This is a genomic window from Marinicauda algicola, assembly GCF_017161425.1.
GTDB classification, from domain to species: domain Bacteria; phylum Pseudomonadota; class Alphaproteobacteria; order Caulobacterales; family Maricaulaceae; genus Marinicauda; species Marinicauda algicola.
The window spans coordinates 231,323-251,199 of sequence record NZ_CP071057.1 but is presented as its reverse complement, the minus strand read 5'-3'; the positions used below and the strand labels follow the sequence as shown (position 1 = coordinate 251,199).

19 protein-coding genes are annotated in these 19,877 nt (G+C 71.0%); 5 read left to right on the top strand and 14 right to left on the bottom strand.

Annotated elements, in window-relative coordinates:
* The first annotated feature begins 23 nt into the window (after nt 1-23).
* The 5 genes from JW792_RS01290 to JW792_RS01270 all read left to right on the top strand — a co-directional run bounded on the left by JW792_RS01290 (nt 24) and on the right by JW792_RS01270 (nt 5,055).
* Nucleotides 24-452: a DUF6491 family protein gene (locus JW792_RS01290; protein WP_135994456.1), complete on the top strand. Its 429-nt coding sequence runs from the start codon at nt 24-26 to the stop codon at nt 450-452.
* An 81-nt stretch (nt 453-533) separates the two neighbouring features.
* Nucleotides 534-1,097, top strand: coding sequence for a hypothetical protein (locus tag JW792_RS01285; protein ID WP_135994457.1), 564 nt, complete (start codon nt 534-536; stop codon nt 1,095-1,097).
* Nucleotides 1,098-1,177: 80 nt separating this feature from the next.
* Nucleotides 1,178-1,720, top strand: coding sequence for a response regulator (locus JW792_RS01280; protein WP_241095025.1), 543 nt, complete (start codon nt 1,178-1,180; stop codon nt 1,718-1,720).
* 234 nt (nt 1,721-1,954) lie between these two features.
* The gene (locus tag JW792_RS01275) at nt 1,955-2,494 is read left to right on the top strand and encodes a response regulator (RefSeq protein ID WP_241095024.1); all 540 of its coding nucleotides are present in this window, start codon (nt 1,955-1,957) and stop codon (nt 2,492-2,494) included.
* Nucleotides 2,495-2,526: 32 nt separating this feature from the next.
* Nucleotides 2,527-5,055 (top strand): PAS domain-containing sensor histidine kinase, encoded by a 2,529-nt coding sequence (locus tag JW792_RS01270; protein WP_135994458.1) that lies wholly within the window; start codon nt 2,527-2,529, stop codon nt 5,053-5,055.
* A 222-nt stretch (nt 5,056-5,277) separates the two neighbouring features.
* Here JW792_RS01270 and JW792_RS01265 read toward each other — a convergent pair whose 3' ends face one another.
* The 14 genes from JW792_RS01265 to JW792_RS01200 form a co-directional block, all read right to left on the bottom strand.
* Nucleotides 5,278-5,790 (bottom strand): periplasmic heavy metal sensor, encoded by a 513-nt coding sequence (locus JW792_RS01265; protein ID WP_135994459.1) that lies wholly within the window; start codon nt 5,788-5,790, stop codon nt 5,278-5,280.
* Nucleotides 5,787-6,197 carry a hypothetical protein gene (locus tag JW792_RS01260; RefSeq protein ID WP_135994460.1) on the bottom strand — a complete coding sequence of 137 codons (411 nt, stop codon included), beginning with the start codon at nt 6,195-6,197 and terminating at the stop codon, nt 5,787-5,789. Before JW792_RS01260 ends, JW792_RS01265 begins: the two co-directional genes overlap by 4 nt.
* Before the next feature lie 2 nt (nt 6,198-6,199).
* On the bottom strand, nt 6,200-6,820 hold the full coding sequence (locus JW792_RS01255) for an RNA polymerase sigma factor (RefSeq protein WP_135994461.1): 621 nt from the start codon (nt 6,818-6,820) through the stop codon (nt 6,200-6,202).
* Between the two features lie 45 nt (nt 6,821-6,865).
* On the bottom strand, nt 6,866-7,414 hold the full coding sequence (locus tag JW792_RS01250; protein ID WP_158291511.1) for a hypothetical protein: 549 nt from the start codon (nt 7,412-7,414) through the stop codon (nt 6,866-6,868).
* A gap of 55 nt (nt 7,415-7,469) precedes the next feature.
* A complete protein-coding gene (locus JW792_RS01245; RefSeq protein WP_135994463.1) occupies nt 7,470-10,355 on the bottom strand; it encodes a bifunctional [glutamine synthetase] adenylyltransferase/[glutamine synthetase]-adenylyl-L-tyrosine phosphorylase in 2,886 nt (961 codons plus the stop codon).
* A 37-nt stretch (nt 10,356-10,392) separates the two neighbouring features.
* The gene (locus tag JW792_RS01240; RefSeq protein WP_241095023.1) at nt 10,393-11,802 is read right to left on the bottom strand and encodes a sensor histidine kinase; all 1,410 of its coding nucleotides are present in this window, start codon (nt 11,800-11,802) and stop codon (nt 10,393-10,395) included.
* 28 nt (nt 11,803-11,830) lie between these two features.
* Nucleotides 11,831-12,505, bottom strand: a complete 675-nt coding sequence (locus tag JW792_RS01235) for a response regulator transcription factor (RefSeq protein WP_135994464.1) — start codon at nt 12,503-12,505, stop codon at nt 11,831-11,833.
* 37 nt (nt 12,506-12,542) lie between these two features.
* On the bottom strand, nt 12,543-14,009 hold the full coding sequence (locus JW792_RS01230) for a Do family serine endopeptidase (RefSeq protein ID WP_135994465.1): 1,467 nt from the start codon (nt 14,007-14,009) through the stop codon (nt 12,543-12,545).
* Between the two features lie 127 nt (nt 14,010-14,136).
* Nucleotides 14,137-15,345 carry a bifunctional alpha/beta hydrolase/OsmC family protein gene (locus JW792_RS01225; protein WP_135994466.1) on the bottom strand — a complete coding sequence of 403 codons (1,209 nt, stop codon included), beginning with the start codon at nt 15,343-15,345 and terminating at the stop codon, nt 14,137-14,139.
* Nucleotides 15,346-15,415: 70 nt separating this feature from the next.
* Entirely contained in the window at nt 15,416-15,775 is a 360-nt protein-coding gene (locus JW792_RS01220; protein ID WP_135994467.1) for a cytochrome c-type biogenesis protein, read from the bottom strand.
* Nucleotides 15,772-17,733 (bottom strand): heme lyase CcmF/NrfE family subunit, encoded by a 1,962-nt coding sequence (locus tag JW792_RS01215; protein WP_135994468.1) that lies wholly within the window; start codon nt 17,731-17,733, stop codon nt 15,772-15,774. Before JW792_RS01215 ends, JW792_RS01220 begins: the two co-directional genes overlap by 4 nt.
* A complete protein-coding gene (gene ccmE / locus JW792_RS01210) occupies nt 17,730-18,227 on the bottom strand; it encodes a cytochrome c maturation protein CcmE (protein ID WP_135994469.1) in 498 nt (165 codons plus the stop codon). The genes JW792_RS01215 and ccmE overlap by 4 nt, the downstream gene beginning before the upstream one ends.
* Nucleotides 18,227-19,186 carry a tetratricopeptide repeat protein gene (locus tag JW792_RS01205; protein ID WP_135994470.1) on the bottom strand — a complete coding sequence of 320 codons (960 nt, stop codon included), beginning with the start codon at nt 19,184-19,186 and terminating at the stop codon, nt 18,227-18,229. Before JW792_RS01205 ends, ccmE begins: the two co-directional genes overlap by 1 nt.
* The gene (locus tag JW792_RS01200) at nt 19,183-19,854 is read right to left on the bottom strand and encodes a DUF938 domain-containing protein (protein ID WP_241095022.1); all 672 of its coding nucleotides are present in this window, start codon (nt 19,852-19,854) and stop codon (nt 19,183-19,185) included. Before JW792_RS01200 ends, JW792_RS01205 begins: the two co-directional genes overlap by 4 nt.
* Nucleotides 19,855-19,877: the final 23 nt, after the last annotated feature.

The window sequence follows — 19,877 nt, the reverse complement described above, 5'->3', positions numbered from 1 at the left end:
GGGTGCAAGACAGGAGACCTCGGATGAAGACCATCCTGCTCGCGGCGGCCGCGATGGCCCTGCCCGCCGTGCTCGCTGCCTGCCAGAACCTGGACCTCAGGGACGAGCCGGAAGACTTCATGGGCTATCAGGGCGACCCGAGACTCGGCGAACCGGTCGGCCGTATCTGCTTCACCCGTGAAATCAGCGGCTTCGGCGAAACCACGCAGGACACCGTGATCGTCGAGGCCGGCGCGAACGACTCCTACCTGGTCAAGACTTTCGGCCGGTGCGCCGATCTCGAGCACGCCGATTCGATGGCGCTCGACCAGTTCGGGGCGAGTTGCCTGACCGAAGGCGATTCGATCATCCCCTACGACACCGCCTTCGGGCCCGACGCGGTCGGCCTGCCGCCGCGCGGGTGCATGATCGACGAGATCTACCGCTGGCGTCCCGACCGGGACGCGGAATAGAAACCGGTTAACCCTGCCTCTTTACCCGGCCCTAAGCCGGCCAGGGTAGGCTCGACGGTCGAAAGCAGGACCGGAGCCCCCATGGCCAAGGCCGTCTTCCACAAGAACCAGCGGGTCTATGTCAAATCCGTCGGCACCTGGGCGCTGATCGAGAAGGTCAAGCCGCAATGGGTCAAGGACGTCGAGGAGCCGGTCAAGATCTATTACGATTGCGGGCTCGGGCGCGACTTCCTCGCCCATGAGCTCGCCGCCGAGCAGCCCGCCGAGGCCGATACCGGCCAGTGGCGCCTGATGCGGCTCAAGAACAAGTGGCAAAGCGTGGAGGAATGCGCCCACCATCCGGTGCCGGGCACCTATCCGGTCGTGGTCACCGACACCCGCGACTGGGGCGGCTGGCGCGTTCCGGGTGCGGAATACGACCGCGATCCCGCGCGCATCGAGGCGCAGGCCCGAATGATCGCGCACGCCCCGCGCCTCGTCGCGCTCGCCGAGCAGCTTGCCCGTGCGGTGGCAGAAGATCCGGATGCGGGCGAGGAGATGCTCGCCCTTGCCCGGCGCGCGGGCGAGCTGGTGCGGGCAGTGCGAAACCTGCCGGCCGCAGACGCCGCGACCTCGAACGCCGAGGCGACCCGCCTGGCAGAATAAGTCTATGCAGCCTGTGCTTACCGCCGGTTAAAGCTTCGCGTGAATTATCGCGCCGGTCAGGCAACTCCCCGGAGCCCGCGGTGCAGATCAACACGCTCAACCGGCTCAGCGTCCTCATCGTCGACGACAACGTGCACATGATCCACATCGTGCGCACCATGCTGCGCGGCTTCGGGATCGTGCACACCTTCGAGGCCCGCGATCCGGCCGAAGGCCTGAACATCGCACGCGAGGATGCGATCGACATCGTCATCCTGGACTACCAGATGGACCTGCTCGACGGGCTCGAATTCACCCGCATGATCCGCACCGCGAAGGACAGCCACAACCGCTTCGTGCCGATCATCCTGCTGACCGCCTATACCGAGCGTTCGCGCATCGCACGGGCCCGCGATGCCGGCGTGACCGAGATCTGCGCCAAACCGATCAACGCCATCGAGCTCTACCGGAAGATTTCCGCCTGCATCAACGATCCGCGCCCCTTCGTGAAGACGAAGAACTTCTTCGGCCCCGACCGGCGCCGGCGTTCGCATCAGGGGTATTCCGGCGAGGAACGCCGGACCAGCGTGCTCGCGGAGAAGCCGGAACCGGAGCTGGAGGACGCACGCGCAGCGGGTCTGTGAGGTTTGGTTATCCGATTATGCGCGAGGAGCGGTCGCCGGACCTTGCTGCACCAAAACCCCTCACTTACGATTGCATAACAAGCGCTTGCGTCGCCCCCCCGACCACATCACAGCTTAACGGACAATACGCTGCGCGGAATTCGCGCAGTGGATGATTTGTTCATACAATATTAGCTGGACGCGCGCGACTATCACTTCAGATTGTCTTGGCGGCAATCGGATCTAGGGTGCTGCGTGGCCGATCTCAGCCGACTTCACATCCTGGTGCTCGACGACAATGCGCACATGATCTACATCGTGCGCACATTGCTTCACGGTTTCGGCATCCGGGAAATTCGCGACACGCGCGATGCCGCCGAGGCGCTCGACATCATCCGCCACGAGACGGTGGACATCGTCTTCAGCGATTACGAGATGGACCTGCTCGACGGGCTCGAGTTCACCCGGATGATCCGCACCGCCAAGGACAGCCGCAACCGTTATGTCCCGATCATCCTGCTGACCGCCTATACCGAGCGTTCGCGAATCTGCGAGGCGCGCGATGCCGGAGTGACGGAGGTCTGCGCCAAGCCCGTCACCGCCCAGCAGCTCTGGCAGAAGATGAGCGCGGTCATCAACCACCCGCGCCCATTCGTCAAATCGAAGACCTATTTCGGACCGGACCGGCGGCGGCGCATCAAGTCGAGCTATCGCGGCCCGGAACGGCGCCATGCCAACCTCGAGCCCCTAGGCGAGGGCGAAGGATATTCCGCCCGAGACTCCTCAGGGCTGTAGACGCCGGGGCCGATGGCCCGTTAAATCCTGCCATGACCGAGAAGTCCGAAGCATCGGCCGACGCGAGGCGCCGTCCGTCCCGGCCGGCCAAGCCGCCCCGTCCCGTAACGGGCGGGCTGACGCCGCGCGGCGTGCTCCTGGCGGTCGTAGCCTTCTCGATGATCTTCGGCGCCATCATCGCCTTCAAGCTCCAGCAGGAGTGGGCCGCCACGGTCGAGGAGGCCGAGGGTACGCAGGCGCGCACCGCCGCCTTCCTCGCCGAGCGCGTCAGCGGGCGCCTCGCCGAGGTGCGCGGCGCGCTCGCGTTCGCGGTCGCCGACCTGTCGGCCGCCTCGCCCGGTGAACTCGCCGAGGTCGCGCTTCCCCGGCTGAGGACGCTGTCGGGTGCGACCTACATTTCCGACTCCGCCCTGCTCCTGCCCGACGGGACGGTGATCCGCAGCGACGGGATCGACAGCGATGCGCGCGCGGCAGCCGAGGCGGCCCTCGCCCATCCCAGCGGCGTGGCCACCCTGCTCGGCGATCCCTCCTGGATCGTGCAGGCCGCGGCCCTGCCGCTGTCGACCGGCGAGGTCGGCGCGATCCTGGTCTGGATCGACCCGGCCGAGATCCTTCCCGAGGGTCGTCCGAACCAGATCTCCATCCTGGCGACCGACGAGGGCCGCGCCCTCGCCCTTCAGCCGCGCGTCGCGCTCGCGGGGGCGCCCTACGCCGCCGAACGCGTGGGACTCGATCCGGACCGCGTCGCCGCACTCGCCGGGTCCGGCGGGGCCCTGTCTGGCGCCAATCTCGCGGGCGAGGCGCGCATATTGGGCGTCGCCGCTCTCGCCGATGCCCCGCTGCACACCTATTCGCTCGGCCCCGCCGCGATCGACCGCGTGGGCTGGCGGCGCACGCTGATCTTCTACCTTCTGATGTTCCTCGGCCCCCTCTTCGCGGCCGTGGCGCTGTGCGCACTGCTGCTGATCCAGATGGGGAAGCTGAAGTCGACCCAGGCCCAGCTGGAGGATTCCGAGCGCCGCTTCCGCCTTGCCATCGAGGGCGCGCGCTGCGGGGTGTGGGACTGGGACCTCGAGACAGACGACGTCTTCATCACCGAGTCCTTTGCGCGCATGGTCGGGCGCAAGGAGGCGGCCGTCGTGTCCGGTCCCGAGTTCCTGAGCCTGCTCGACCCGGAGGACCGCGGCAAGGTCCGCTCGGCACTGCGCGGCGCGGTGACGTCCGGCGAGGTCAATCTGGAAGCGCGCGCGAATGCCCTGGCGCTGTGGATGCAGATGCGCGGGCGGCCGATGGCGAGCGAGAAGGGCGAGGCGCGCCGCATCATGGGCGTGGCCATCGACATCACCGAGCGCAAGGGCGCCCAGGCCCGCGTCGCGGCCGCCGAGCATCGCCTGCGCGCGGCGCTGGAATCGATGAACGAGAGCTTCGTGCTGTGGGATTCCAGGCGCCGGCTCGTGCTCTGGAACCGCAAGTTCCGCGAGTTCTTCGGCCTCGAGGAGGGCCAGCTGAAGACCGGCATGGCCTATGCCGATGCCGAACTCGCCGCCGGCAAGGCGATCCACGCCGTGCACATGGAGGGCGATGAGAGCGACACCTACGAGATGGAGCTGAAGGACGGGCGCTGGCTGCATTATTCCCAGCGCGTCACCAATGATGGCGGCCTCGTCTCGGTGGGCGCCGACATCACGGCGCTGAAGCGCCAGGAAGCCACGCTGAAGGCCAATGACCGCCAGCTGCGCCAGACCGTCGACAGCCTCCGGCGCTCGCAGGACCGCATCCAGGAGCTCGCCAAGTCCTACGAGGAGGAGAAGATCCGCGCCGAGCAGGCCAACCGCTCGAAGTCGGAATTCCTCGCCAACATGAGCCACGAGCTGAGAACCCCGCTCAACGCGATCAACGGCTTCTCCGAGATGATGATGAAGGAGATCTTCGGTCCCCTCGGCCACGCGCGCTACAGCGAATACGCGGTCGATATCTACAATTCGGGCCAGCACCTCCTCTCGCTCATCAACGACATCCTCGACATGAGCAAGATCGAGGCGGGCAAGATGATCCTGTCCGCCGAACCGGTCCTGCCCGGCGAGCTGATCGAGCAGTGCCTGCGCCTGGTCGGGGCGCGCGCGGCGGAGAAGTCCATCACCGTCGCGATGGAGGGCGAGGACCTGCCCGAGATCGAGGCCGATCCCCGCGCCATCAAGCAGGTGCTGCTGAACCTTCTGTCCAACGCCGTGAAGTTCACCCCGGAGGGCGGGCGCGTCGTGGTGCGCGGCTTCAACGCGGTCGACGGCATCGTGCTGCAGGTCGCCGACACCGGCATCGGCATCCCGGAGGAGGACCTGCCCCGCCTCGGCCGGCCGTTCGAGCAGATCGAGGCGCACCATTCCAGGAAGCACGAGGGCTCCGGGCTCGGCCTTGCCCTGTCGAAATCCCTCGTCGAGCTGCATGGCGGCACGCTGAGGATCGATTCCGTCCTCGGCAAGGGCACGACGGTGAGCTTCACCCTGCCCGCCCGCCTGCCGCTGGAAGCCCAGGGCGAATTCGCCCACGACGCGGCGGAGTGACGTTATCCCCGCCGGGGATAAGGGAAATTTCGACTCCTACAACGACTACCGTCCGCGCAAGGCCGCGTGAAACCGCGACATCGCGCCGGGAGTGGCGAGAGTCCGTCTCTCGCTGCGCAGGCATGGGTGAGAGTCCCCTCCCCGGGTTTTCCGACGGCCGGTCCGCCGGACATGGGAGGCAGTATGGACCGGCTGCACCGGGCCGGGGACAAGGCGCGGGCCTCAGCGCTCCGGCGGGCCGGCCTCGCGGGGCTCGCGGGCGAAGGGCGGGCGTCCCGACCATGCCGCGGCGAGCACGCGCCGGCGCGTCTCCGGTTCGAGATCGGCGACGATGTCCAGCACCACGCGCTCGCCCCGGGCTTCCATCGCCGCGCGCGTCTCGCGCGCGTGCTGAAGGGCCGTGGCGGCGCGTTCGGGGTCGAAGGGGTCGGCGGCGAGCGCGAGGGCCGCGGCGGCGCGCGCCTCCAGCGCCTCGCGCATCAGCGGACGCATCTCGCGCAGGCCCTCCCGCAGCCGGGCGCGCGCCTGCGGGCGAACCTCCTCGGGCAGGGCCATCAGGAAGGCATGCGGGTTGAAGCGGCCGGGAGGCGCCTCGGCCTCGATGCGGCCCGGCCCGGCGAGGGGCGCACCCTCCCCGCTGCGCTCGATCAGCACGCCGACGAGGATACCGTTCAGCAGCACGGACAGCACGAGCAGGCCGAGCCAAAGGCCGGACGTGAGCGAAAGCCGGGTCATCGCGCCCCCTCCAGGATCCAAGCGCTGTCCTCGTCGAGACTGTCGAAGGCGGCCAAGTAGAGCGCTTCGTCCGCCGCGTCCCCCCCGCCGGTGAGCGCGGATCCGGTCCAGCCGAGGCCGAGCCCGGCTACGAGCGCCACCGCCGCCGCCATCCCGGCCCAGTCGGGAAGCCGCGGGCCGGCCGGACGAGCGGCATGCGCCATCATGCGATCGGCAAGGCCCGCGGGAACATCCTGGCGCGCGGCGTCGAGCAGGCGGTCGAGCGCCTGCTCGCGGGCGAGCAGCGGCCCGGCCACCTCCGGGTGGGCCTGTGCGAAGGCGGCCGCCGCGGCGCGCTCCGCCGCCGGCCAGCGCTCCGGCTCGGCGCCGTAGGCCGCCACGATCGCCTCGAATCGGGATCGATCCATGCTCATGCCTCCTCTCCCCGGCTCGCGGCGAGGTCTGCGATCAGCTCGTCCGCCTCGCCCGCGAGCGCAGCGCGCAGCGCGCGCCGTCCCCGGGCGAGCAGGGATTCCACGGCCTCGATGCTGATCTCCATCATCTCTGCGGCCTCGATATTGGTGTGCTCCTGAAAGTGGCACAATTCCAGCGCCAGGCGCTGGCGCTCCGGCAGGCTTGCGAGGGCGCCGCGCACGCGGCGCGCGCCGGCCTCGGCGCCCAGAAGGTCGTCCGCTCCGGCCGCGCCGTCGGCGCGCTCGGGCAGGTCCTCTCCGGAGGCCTCGCGGCGGCGGCGCAGCCGGTCGTAGCAGGTGTTGATCGCGATGCGCCCGACCCAGGTGTCGAACTTCGCCCGGCCCGGCTCCCAGCGATGGGCGTTCTTCCAGACCTTGACGAACACGTCCTGCGCCGCGTCCTCGGCCTCCGCCTCGTCGCGCAACAGGCGGCGGGCGATGCCGAGGACGGTGGGCAGGTTGCGCGCCATGAAGCAGCGCGCCGCCTGCGGCTCGCCCCGGGCGAGCGCACGCGCATAGGCGGCATCCGCAGAGGGATCGTCCGGGTCGGCGGGCCTTCCGCCCGCAAGGAGTGTCAGCCTTGCCCGGATCGCTCCCTCCCCGGCTGGGCCAGGACCGGAGTCCTAGTCGCGCCACCACAGGCGCGCCTCGCGGCGCTCCATGCCCCGCTCCACCGCGGCATCGAGTTCGGCGGGCGTGACCGCCTCGTCGCCATCGGTGTCGAGCCGCTCGAAGAGCGGGCGCTGGCGCTGCGTGAATTCGGCCTGCGAAATGCGGCCGTCATTGTCGGCATCGAGGTCCTCCAGCCGCTCCTCCGGGCCAGGTCCGCGCCGGCCGAAGCGGTGGCGCGGCGCGTCGTCCATGCCGGCCTCCTCGCGGCGCTCCTCGCGGATCTCCATCATCCGGCGCAGCGTCGGGGAGGCGTCGGCCTCGTCAAGATAGCCGTCCGCGTTGCGGTCGCGGAAGGCGAATTCCTCCGCCTCGAGCGTCTCGATCTCGGCGCGCGTGACGGTGTTGTCGCCGTCGAGATCGGCGACTTCCAGCAGGGCGAGCGCGAGCCCGGCGCGATGGCCTTCGCCGTGATGGCGCCCGCCCGGCTGGGCGGAAGCGACGGCGCTCGCGGCGAGGCCGAGCACCAGCGCGGCGGCGGACAGTTTCAGGACCTGTTTCATCGTCATTCTCCTCGTTTGGGTGTTCCAGCCCATACGCGTTGAACGACCGGGTCCTTCAGTTTCCGTCGCCGGAGAACTGCGGCATGCCGACATGAGCGATGAAGAGCGCGCGCACCCGCTTCGCATGGGCGTCGAGACGCTCCGCCAGGGCGGCGAGGTCGCCGCAGCCGGCCACCGCCGCAAGGCGTCCGGCGAAGGGCCCGCTCGCGTGGTCCGGGTCGAAGCCGGAGCCGTGCGCGAGACGGACGAGCTGGGTCACGCCGGCATAGTCGCGCACCGCCCGGACGAGATCGTCGGCATCAGCCTCGGGCAGACGGCCCGCCGCCTTCAGCCCCTCCAGGGCAAGAATGGTCGAGGGCGAGATCCGCTGGCGCGCGATCAGCTGGGCGGTCTGGGCGATGAACTCGATCTCGATCAGCCCGCCCTCGCGCAGCTTCAGGTCCCAGGCCGACCTGGCCGGCTTGTCGCGAAGCAGGCGCGCGCGCATCTCGGCGGCATCGGTGCGGATCGTCCCGGCGGCCGCGTCGCGGGCGATGGCGCGCTCCAGCTCGGCGACGAGGTCGTCCTCCAGCCGGGCGTGGGTGACGACGCGCGCGCGCGTCAGCGCCATGCGCTCCCAGGTCCACGCCTCCTCCTCGTAATAGCTCGCGAAGCGCGCCAGACGCACGGCGATCGGCCCGGCAGAGCCGGAGGGGCGCAGGGCCATGTCGACGGGAAAGAGATCGCCCTCCTCGGTCGGGGCGGACAGCGCGGCGACGAGACGCTGGGTGAAGCGGGTGAACCAGTCGTCGGCGCCGATCGGGCGCTCGCCCTCCGACCGCTCGGCCTCGGGGTCGTAGATCACCATCAGGTCGAGATCGGAATCGGCCGACAGCTCGCGCCCGCCGAGCTTGCCGAGGCCGAGCACCGCCCATCGCCCCGGCGGGGGGCCGTGACGGCGCGCGACCTCGGCCGCGGCGGCCTCGGCCATGACCTCGACCGCGGCGTCAGCGAGGTCCGAATAGGCCCGCCCCGCCTCCCCGGCCGTCGCCCGCCCCAGCAGCGTCTGGGCCCCGATGCGCCAGCGCTCCTCGCGCGCCACGCGGCGGGCCTGGTTCAGCGCGGCCTCGAACGGGTCCCCGCGCGGGGCGACCAGGCGCATGCGTTCGGCGAGGGCCTCGCGGACCCCGGCCTTCAGCGGCAGGGCGAAGCCCGGCTCCAGCATCACGTCGAGCAGTTCCGGGCGCCGGGCGAGAATCTCGGCGAGGCGCGGGGCGAGTCCCAGGATCGCGATCAGCTCGTCGGCGAGTTCGGGATGGTTCACCAGGAGCGAGAGCGGCTGCACGCCCGAGGGCAGGCCTTCGAAGAACTTGGAGAAGCGCGCGAAGGCCGCGTCCGCATCCCCGGTGTTGCCGATCGCCTCCACGAGGCGCGGGGCGAGGCGCGAGAACAGCCGGCGCGCCCGTTCCGTACGGCCCGCCCGTGCGCGCCCCGCCGCCCAGCCGGCGAGCCGGTTCCAGACCTGGACCGGATCGGAAAATCCGTGCGCCTTCAGGGTCTCCAGCGTGTCCGGCGTCGGCTCGACGCCCGACAGCACGAGACTGCCGGCCCCGGTGGCGAGGCTCTCGGCATCGTCGAACTGGTCGGAGAAGGCGGAGTGGACGCGGGTCAGCACCGCGCGCACCTCTTCGTCGAACGCCCCGAGATCGGCTTCGCCCATCAGCGCGGCCACCGCGGCGCGCGCCTCGCGGTCCTCCGGGAGGGTCTGGGTCTGCTCGTCCTCGCGCATCTGGATGCGGTGCTCGGTATCCCTCAGGAAGCGGTAGTCGGCGATGAGTTCGCCGGCCTCCTCCGCCTCGATCAGGTTTTCCGCCGCGAGCGCGGCGAGCGCACCCACCGTGTCGGGCACGCGCAGCGCCGGCCGGCGCCCGCCGAACACGAGCTGCAGGACCTGGGCGTAGAACTCGATCTCGCGGATGCCGCCGCGGCCGAGCTTGACGTCGTGGCCGGCCGGCTCGATCTCGGCGCGCCGCCCGACGCGCTGGATCTGGCGGGCCAGGCCGCGAATGTCCTCGACCGCCGCATAGTCGAGCGCACGCCGCCAGATGAAGGGCTCGAGATCGCGCAGGAAGGCTTGCCCCGCCTCGCGGTCGCCGGCGCACACGCGCGCCTTGGCGTAGGCGGCGCGTTCCCAGTTCTGCCCGACCGCCTCGAAATAGCGCCGCGCCGCCTCCGCGCTCATGGCCACGGGGGTGGAGGAGGGATCCGGGCGCAGGCGCAGGTCGACGCGGAAGACATAGCGCTCGCCGGTCTCCTCGGTCAGCAGCCTGACCCAGGTCTGGGTCAGCCGGTCGAGCGCCTTCTGCGGCTCCCTGCCCGGCGGCGGGGCGATGAGATCGGGCTCGAACAGCACAACGAGATCGATGTCGGAGGAATAGTTGAGCGTGCCCGTGCCCATCTTGCCGAGCGCCAGCACGAAATAGCCCGGCAGGGGATTGGCGCCGTCCGCGATCTCGAACCCGCGCAGGCGCGCCGCGGCGCCGAGCGCGCCCTGTACCGCCGCGTCGGCGAAGGCGGTGATCGCGGCGACGGTCTGCTTCAGCTCGAACGCGCCGGAGAGATCGGCAAGTGCGGTGGCGAGGTGAAGATCGGCCTTGGCCCGGCGCAGCGCGGCAAGCGCCTCGCCCTCGTCGGCGAGATCGGCCACCCTTCGCGCGGCCGCGATGGCGTCGCGGATCACCGCTTCGGGGCTCTCCACCGCGAGGCGGCGGAAGGTGTTGCTGCGCCGCGCCGCGAGGCGGCCGAGATAGGGCGAGGCGGCGAACACCGCGTCGACGAAGCCGGACGCGCCGTCCCAGACCTCCAGCACCTGAGGCGCGATCCGACCGCGCGCGCGCTCCGCGCGGGCGGGATCGCACACGGGAAGATCGGCGGTGATGCGAAGCGGGATGGGGTCGGCCATGGCGCGACGGTGGCGGGTTTGGGCGCGCCCGGCAAGGCTACTTCACCTTGGGAAACACCAGCGCGACCCTGAGCCCCGGCGCGTCCTGCGTGCCCGGCCCCTCGTCGAGGGAGAGCTGCGCCCCGTGCACCTCCGCGATGGCGTGGACGAGGGAGAGCCCGAGGCCGACGCCGGGCAGGTTGCGGCTCTTTTCCAGGCGCACGAAGCGCTCGAGCACGCGGGACCGGTCCTCGGGCGGGATGCCGGGACCGGTATCGGTGACGGAAATCTCCACATCGCCGTTGGCGCAGCGCCGCGCGCGCAGGCAGATCGCCTCGCCCTGCGGCGTGTACTTCACCGCGTTGTCGATGAGGTTGGCCACCGCCTGGGCGACGAGTTCGCGGTCGCCGAGAATGGAAAGGCCATCCTGGAGCTCGGTGGAGAAATCCAGGCCCGCCTCCTCGCAGACCGGCTCGTAGAGCTCGGCCATGTCCGACAGCAGGGCGGCCGGGTCGAGCGTCTCGAAGGCGCGCCGGCGCTCCCCGGTCTGCAGGCGCGAGAGCGAGAGCACGGCGTTGAAGGTCTTCAACAGCTCGTCGGTGTCGGAGACCGCCTGGGCGAGCGCGGCCTCGCGGTCGGCGAGATCGCCGGTCTCCACCAGGGCCGCCTCGAGCCGGCCGCGCATGCGCGTCAGCGGCAGGCGCAGGTCGTGGGCGATGGAGTCCCCGGCCGTCCGCATGCGGTGCATGAGATGTTCGACCCGGTCGAGCATCTCGTTGAAATGGCGCGCGAGGTCGTCGAGATCGTCGCCGGAGAAGGTGCGCGGGGCGCGGCTGGCGAGCTGGCCGGCCATGACCTCGCGCGCGACCGCGTTGATGCTTTCCAGGCGCGCCGCGAAGCGCCGGCTGACCACTGCCCCGGAGATCAGCCCGAATGCGAGCGCGAGGCCCGACGCGATCAGGATGGCGTTGAGCAGGCCGGCGACGAGCCGGCTCTCCTCCTCGATGTCGAGCCCGACGAAGAGCTCGTAGCCTCCGGGCAGGTCGGCGATGCGTCCGCGCGCCTCGCGCCCCGCCACCGCATCGGTCTCCTCCCCGTCGACCGGCGCGCGGTCGTAGGTGAAGCGCACGCGGCCCTCCTCGTCCGGCGGGGTCGTGGGCAGGTCGGAGATGTTGCCGGTCAGGCGCTCGCCGTCCGGCCCGATCAGCAGGTAGAGGAACTCCGAGCCCCCTACCGAGCGCTGCAGGATATACCGATAGGCCGACTGCGGCCCGTCCAGGTCGAAGCGCTTCTCCACCGCGGCGATCTCCTCGGTGATCGTCGCATCGGCCCGGCGCGCGGCGGCGCCTACCGAATAGGCGTAGACCAGCGTCAGGATGACGAAGCTCGACAGGGCGAACAGCCCCGCCGAGAGCAGCGTCAGCCGGAAGGCGGTGGTCCGCGCGAAGGCAGGCAGGCGCCAGCTCACGTTCAATCGATCCGTTCAGCGCGCCGCGTCAGGGCGCGGAGAGACGATAGCCCGCACCGCGCACGGTGTGGAGCATGTCCGCCTCGAACGGCTTGTCGATCTTCGAGCGCAGGCGGGAGATATGCACGTCGATGACGTTGGTCTGGGGGTCGAAATGATAGTCCCAGACCTTCTCCAGCAGCATGGTGCGCGTCACCACCTGGCCGGCATGGCGCATCAGGAATTCCAGCAGGCGGAATTCGCGCGGCTGCAGGAGGATCTCCTCGCCGTCGCGCTTCACGGTGCGCGCGAGCAGGTCCATTTCGAGGCCGCCGACGGACAGCCTGGTCTTCACCGTGTCCGGATCGCGGCGCCGGGCCAGCACCTCGACGCGGGCGAGCAGCTCGGCGAAGGCGTAGGGCTTGACGAGATAGTCGTCGCCCCCGGCCTTCAGGCCCTCCACCCGGTCGTCGACCTCGCCGAGCGCGGAGAGGATGAGCACCGGCGTGCGGTCGCCCTCCCCGCGCAGGGTCTCGATGACCGAGAGCCCGTCGCGCCTGGGCAGCATGCGGTCGACGATCAGCACGTCGTAGCCGCCGTCGCGGGCCATCTCGAGCCCGGTCTCGCCGTCATGGGCGGCGTCGATGACATGGCCCGCCTCGCGCATGCCGCGGGCCATGAATGAGGCGACGTCCTTGTCGTCCTCGATGATCAGAAGGCGCATGGTTCAGGTCCTCCCCCGAGGTATGAGGCCTTGCGGCCTACTCCTCGCCGAATTGAAGCGCGACATAGCGCGTGCCGGCCTGGCTCGTGACGAGCACGAGCAGCGCGTTGCGACCGCGCTCGCGCGCCTGGTTCGCGGCACGGTCGAAGTCGGCGACCGTGCGCATGTCCTCGCCGCCGGCCTCAACGATCACGTCGCCGGGACGGATGCCCTTCTCGGCGGCCTGCGAGCCGCGCGCGACGCCCGCGACCAGGAGGCCGCGCTCGCCCTCGATCTCGAGCTGCTCGCGCGTTTCCGCGTCGGCCTGCTCCAGCGACATGCCGAAGAATCTGTCGGCCTGGTCGGGCTCGGCGCCGCCATTGGCCAGCGTCTCCTCGTCGGGACGTTCGGCCAGGCGCACGCGCACGGTGCGCTCCTCGCCGTCGCGCAGGATGGAAAGGCGCACGCGCTCGCCCGGCGGGAAGGCGCCGATCCGGCGGGTCAGCTCGATCGCGTTCGCGACCGGCTCGCCATTGACCGCGAGGATCACGTCGCCGTTCTCCAGCCCGCCCTCGGCGGCCGGAGTGCCGGCGATCACCTCGGGCACCAGTACCCCTTCCAGGTCGGGATCGAGGCCGAGCGCATCCTTCAGATCATCGGTCAGGGTCTGCGGGCGCACGCCGAGATAGCCGCGGCTCACCGCCCCGGTCTCCATCAGCTGGGAGATCACGTTCGCGGCGAGGTCGGAGGGAATCGCGAAGCCGATGCCGACATTGCCGCCGGTGGGCGAGAAGATCGCCGAGTTCACCCCGATGACATTGCCTTCCAGGTCGAAGGCCGGGCCGCCGGAATTGCCGCGGTTGATCGGCGCGTCGAGCTGGATGAAGTCGGTGTAGACCGCCCCGATCGGGCGCCCGATCGCCGAGACGATGCCCGCCGTCGCCGTGCCGCCGAGGCCGAACGGATTGCCCACCGCCACGACCCAGTCGCCGACGCGGATTTCCGGGTCCTCGTCGAGCGTGACGAAGGGATAGCCCTCATCGCCGGCCTCGACGCGCAAGAGGGCGAGGTCGGTCGGCTCGTCGGTGCCGATGATCTCGGCCGGCAGGCGATCGCCGTCCTTGGTGACGACGGTGATCTCGTCGGCCTCGCGGATGACGTGGTAGTTCGTCACGACCAGCCCGTCGGCCGAGATGAAGAAGCCCGAGCCCTGCGCGCGGCGTTCCTGCGGCTCCTCGGGCATCGGCACCCCGCCGAAGCGCTCGAAGAACTCGCGGAACTGCGGCGGCAGCTGAGCCATGTCCGGCATCTCGGAGGGCTCGATCGTGCCGCGCGTCTCGATGGAGACGACCGCCGGGCTCACCTGCTCGATGAGATCGGCAAAGCTCATCGGCGCGCCTTCGGGCACCGCGGCGGACAGCGGGCGCGCATCCTGCGCGGTGGCGAGCGCGGGAAGGGCGGAGCCAGCCAGCAGCGCGGCGGCCAGACCGGCGGACAGCGTGCGGATCGGGGTCTTCAGGGTCATGGATTAGAGCATCCTGTTTGCGGGTTCGGGCTGCCGCGCGGAACACGGCAACGTTGGCTGCACTGATGACGCGGACCGGATCACCGCTCCATTACCGAATCATTACCGATCAGCAATTTCGGAGCGATCAGTCTCCCTTGCAAGTCTTGATCGTGGTGCCGCGTTCCAGGGTCCGGTGCACCGGGCACTTGTTGGCGATCTCGAGAATCTTCTCCCATTGCGCCTCGTCCAGCTCCTCGTCGACGCGGATGACGCGGTGGAAGATGTCGGCGCCCTCGTTGGGCTTTGCCCCCTTCTCGCGCTCGTGGATCACCTCGGTGGAAAACGCCGCGCAGTCCCAGTCCTTGTGATTGGCATACATGCGCAGCGTGATCGTGGTGCAGGCGGCGAGCGCGGCGGAGAGGAGCTCGTAGGGGTTCGGCCCGCCATCGTCGCCGCCGACACCGCGCGGCTCGTCGACGAAGAAATGATGCGGGCCGGCGACGGCCTGGGAATGATAGCGCCCGAGACCTGTCTCCTTGACCATCGCCGAGCCCGTTTCTCGCGGCGCCTTCGGCGCGTCGGGCAGGCGTGTGGTGAAGGCGTAGCGCTCGGCCCAGGCCGCGATGACGCGCGCGGCATGGCGCGCGTCCTCCTCCTCGCTCAGCAGGTGATCGGCGTCGTCGAGGCTGAGGAAGCTCTTGGGATGCCGGGCCGCCACGAACAGGCGCGTCGCGTTGTCGATCCCGACCACCTCGTCGCGCGGGGAATGGGCGACCAGCAGCGCCGCGTCGAGACCGGCGACGATGTCGTCGAGCGTCCTGCCCGCGATGTCGTCGAGGAACTGCTTGCGGATCCTGAAGGTCTGGCCGCCCACGTTGACCTCGGCCTCGCCCTTCTCCTCGATCTCCTCGATCTTGCCGGTGAAGTGCCGCTTCACGTGCTCGGCGTCGGCCGGAGCGCCGAGCGTGGCCACGGCCTCGATCTCGCCGATCTGGCGCGCCGCGGCGATCACGGCCGCCCCGCCGAGCGAATGGCCGACCAGGAGCGTCGCCGGCGCATATTCGTCGCGCAGGAAGTCCGCCGCCTTGATCAGGTCCTGGACGTTCGAGGTGAAGTTGGTGTTGGCGAAGTCGCCTTGCGACGCGCCGAGCCCGGTGAAATCGAAACGCAGGACCGCGATGCCCCGCTCGGCCAGCGCGCGGGAAATGCGCGAGGCGGCGAGGATGTTCTTCGAGCACGAGAAGCAGTGCGCGAAGATGGCATAGGCGCGCGGCGGACCGAGCGGAAGCTCCAGCCGGGCATCGAGCGTCTCGCCGAGCGCGCCGGTGAAGCTCACCTTCTTCGACTTCGCCATGTCTCGTCTCCGCTTTGCCGCCGGGCATCGATAAAGGCAGGCCGGGCTCGGCCCGCAAGGCGCAGGGCGATCACATTCGCTTGCGCATCGTCGCGTAGAGCAGCCCGCCTCCCAGAACGAGGAAGATGAGCGGGGCGATCCACAAGGGCGCGGTGCGCGCCTCCAGGCGCGGACGCAGCAGCACCTCGTGACCGAAGCGCTCGACCAGCGCATCGCGGACCTCGCGGTCGCTCTGACCGGCCGCGACGCGCTCGCGCACGAAGACGCGCATGTCCTGCGCCATCGCGGCATCGGAATCGGCGATCGACTGGCCCGCGCACACCATGCAGCGCACCTCGCGCATCAGGTCCTGGGCGCGCGCCTCCTCCTCTGGGGGCAATGACGGGCCGGCCTGCAGGGCGAGCGCGAGGATCAGCACCAGCGCCTTCATGCCGGCACCTCGCGCGCCGCCGTCTCGCCGGCCTTGCGCCGGCGCTGCATGACCGGTCCGGCTATGCGCCCGGCGAGTGCCAGGCCCCCGCCGGCGACGATCAGCAGGGCCCCGAGGCCCAGCGACCAGATCAGGGGGTGGAAGGCAATGCGGATCTCGTAGCCGGTCTCGCCACCGGGCTGGGGGCGCGGCTCGCCGATCGCCACATAGAGATCCCCGCCCGGGCGCGAGCGGATGTCGACCTCGCGCGTGTTCTGGTCGGCCGCCGGGTAGAAGCGCCGTTCGGGCCGGACCGTGCCCCCCTCTTCAAGGCGCAGGACCGCGCGGTCGGCGAGATAGTTCGGCCCGTCGGCGCGGCGCACGCTTTCCAGCGTCAGCGTATGGCCGGCATGGCTGATCGTCTCGCCGGGAACCAGCGCCCGGGTCAGCTCGGGAGGGCGCGAGGCGTCCGCCGCGGCGCCGAGCGCGATGAACCCGGCCCCGGCATGGGCGAGCGCCCGGCCCGAGGCCGACCAGCGCAAGGCACGCGTCTTCGCCGCGGGCAGGGCGGAGAGCGCGTCCATCGCCGCCCCGGTTATCACCCACACGCCGACCACCCCGCCGATGACCGCCATGACCGGTGCGCCGAACCAGAGGAAGACCGCGCCCGCGATCGCCATCGGCAGGAGCAGGAAGGCGGCGCGCATCTGCTTCAGTCCCGGCTTCGCCCCGCCATTGGCCCAGGGCAGGAAGGGCGCGAGCGGCAGCAGCACCAGCGCGGCCATCATCAGCGGCGTCGCGGCGGCATTGAAATAGGGCGCGCCGACCGAGACCGTCGCCCCGCCGGCCATCTCCATGATCAGCGGATAGATCGTGCCGACGAGCACGACCCCTGCGCTCGCGGCCAGCAGGAGGTTGTTCGCCCCGATGAAGGCCTCCCGGCTCGTGGGCTCGAAGCCCTCCCCCTCGCCGAGCGAACCGGCGCGCAGGGCGAACAGGGTGAAGCCGCCGACCGCCGACAGGGCGAGCATGCCCAGGATCCACACCCCGCGCTCGGGATCGAGCGCGAAGGCGTGCACGCTCGTCAGCACGCCGGAGCGCACCAGGAAGGCGCCGAGGGTGGACAGGATGAAGGCCAGCAGCGCCAGGAACACCGTCCAGCCGGGAAAGGCGCCGCGCTTTTCCGTCGCGATCACCGAGTGGATCAGCGCCGCGCCGAGCAGCCAGGGCATGAAGCTGGCATTCTCCACCGGGTCCCAGAACCACCAGCCGCCCCAGCCGAGCTCGTAATAGGCCCACCAGGCGCCGAGCGCGATGCCGGCGGTCAGGCTCGTCCAGGCGCCGAGCGCCCAGGGGCGCAGCGCGCTGGCGAGCACGCGCCCGCCCGTCCTCTGGACGAGGCCCGCCGCGGCGATGGCAAACGCAGACGACAGGCCGACATAGCCCACGTAGAGCAGCGGGGGATGCATCGCGAGCGCCGGGTCCTGCAGGATCGGGTTGAGGTCCGCGCCCTGGATCGGAGCGGGAATCGCCCGGTCGAACGGGTTCGAGGCGAAGGCGAGAAAGCCGAAGAACAGCAGCTGCAGCATGCCCTGCACGCTCACCGCGCGCAGGCGCAGCGCGTCGTCGACCGGCCCGATCCGGGAAATGGCGAACCCGAACAGCGCCAGCAGCAGGCACCAGAGCAGCATCGAGCCCTCGTGTCCGCCCCAGGCCGCCGCGATCTTGTAGACCAGCGGCTTGTCGACATGGGAATGGCCCGCGACATAGGCGATCGAGAAGTCCGAACGCAGGAAGCTGACGATCAGCAGAAGGAAGGCCGAGGCGGCCGCGAACACCGCGATGCGCACCGCCGCCTCGCCGGCGCGCGCCAGGCCGCCCTGTCCGCCCCGGTTGGCACCGAGCCAGGCGAAGACGATCTGCGCCAGCGTGGCGGTCAGGGCGAGCGCGATCAGGAAGCGGCCGAGTTCGGCGATCATCGCCCGGTCTCTCCCTCGCGGGCGGCCGGCCGGTATTCGTAGCCGCTCGAGCGGGCCCGCCCGCTTTCCTCCCACAGCCCGCTCTCCTTGAGCGCATCGGCGACCTCGGGCGGCATGTAGCTCTCGTCGTGCTTGGCGAGCACGGTGTCGGCGACGAAGACCCCGTCCTCTCCGAAACTGCCTTCGGCCACGATCCCCTGGCCCTCCCGGAACAGGTCGGGCAGCGAGCCGCGATAGACGATGCGCAGGTCGGCGCGTCCGTCGGTGACGGCGAAATTCGCGCCGCCTTCGGCCGGGCGCTCCACCGAGCCCTCCACCACGAGACCGCCGACACGGATGTGCTGGCCGGCCTGGGGCGGGTTCTCGGCGATGTCGCCGGGGGCGTAGAAGAACACCATCGCGTCGCGCAGGGCGAGGCTCGCGAGCGCGCCCGCCCCGGCGAGCACGATCGCCGCCGCGGCGATGATCCAGAGACGGCGTCGGGCCTTGCGCATCAGCGACTCTCCTGTTCGGGGGCGGCGGGCGGCTCGATCCCGAGCGCGCGGGCGAGCGCGGCGAGTATGATCTCGCGCCCCTCCCCGCCGAAGCGCCGGGCGGCTTCCTCGAACGCGGCGCGCGCCGCGTCCATCTCGCCCAGACTCGCGCGCGCCCGGATCAGCGTCAGCCAGCCGGAGAAATCCCCGGGATCGTCCTGCAGGCGCGTCTCGAGCCCGGCGACCATCGCCGCGATCAGGGCTTCGGGATCCTCCCCCGCCTCGCCGGTGAAGGGCGCCTGCGCCCCGGCGTCCAGCGGTCCGGCGGCCGGGCGCGACAACAAATCGGCCGCGCGCGCCGCGATGGCCTGGCGGAACGGATCGGCGGGCGGCAGGCGGGTGAGGATGCCGGCCCAGAGCCGGGCCGCCGCCTCGCGTTCGCCGCGCTGGTAGGATGCCGCGCCGAGGAAGAAGGCCGGCTCGGGAAGGGCGGGATCGAGCTCGTGGGCGCGCGCGAAGGCGCGCTCGGCCGGCGCCGTGACCTCGCCCTCGTTGAGATTGACCAGGGCCTGGCCGAGATCGGACAGCACGCGGGGGTCCTCCTCGACGCGCAGCGCGCGTTCGAGCACCGCCACCGCCTCGAGTTCGCGCCCGGTGCGCGCCAGCAGCCGGCCGAGCAGGGCGAGCGCCTCGCCATCCTCCGGCTCGGCCCGGACCCGGGCGCGCAGGCGCTCTTCCTGCTCCTCGAGGGAAAGCGTCGCAGGATCGGCGGCGGCAAGGCGTTCCACGACCGCGCCGTAGGGCTGGCCGGGTACGTGCGGGGCGGCGCCGACCGCATAGAGACCGAACGCGCCGAGCGCGACCGCCCCGGCCGCGGCGATCCCCGCCAGGGCCCGGCGGCGCTCGGCGAGCAGCGGCGCGGCGATGTAGAGACCCGCCGCGACGCCGGTCAGTCCGGTCAGGAGCGCGAGCGCGATCATGCGCCTGCCTCGCGGGCAAAGCTGAGCAGGAGATTGTTCGCCGGCATCGCGATGCGCCCGGCCGGCGCGAAGCCGCAGCGGGCCGCGAGGGCCTCGACCTCGGTGCGCTCGCGCACGCCCCAGCGCGGATCGCGCGCCTTCAGGCTGGCGTCGAAATCCAGATTGGAGGGGGCTGTCGCCTCACCCTCCCTGAACGGGCCGTAGAGATGGACGGCGCCGCCGGGACCCAGAAGCTGCGAGGCGCCGTCGAACAGGCCCTCTGCGGCCTGCCAGGGCGCGATGTGGATCATGTTGGCGCAGAACACCGCGTCGGGCGCGTCGAGCCCGCGCTCCCAGCCCGGCGACGTGACGTCGATCGCCAGAGCCGGCGCGATGCGCCCGTCCGCCTCGCGCGCCCAGTCGTCGGCGCTGGCGCGCGAGGCCGCGTCCGGATCGCTCGGCGTCCACGTGAGGTCGGGCCGGGCGGCCACACAGGCGAGCGCATGCTCGCCGGTGCCGCTGGCGATCTCCAGCACCCGGGCGCCTTGCGGCAACAGGCCGGCAAGCGCCTGCGCGATCGCCTGGCTGTTGCGCGCGGCACTGGGCGAGGACAGGCGCGCGCCGGTGATGGCGCGCTCTTCCAGCGCAAGGGGGCGGGACGGACCGGTCATGGCCTCGTAGATAGCCATCCCGGCGCGATGTTTGAAGGAGA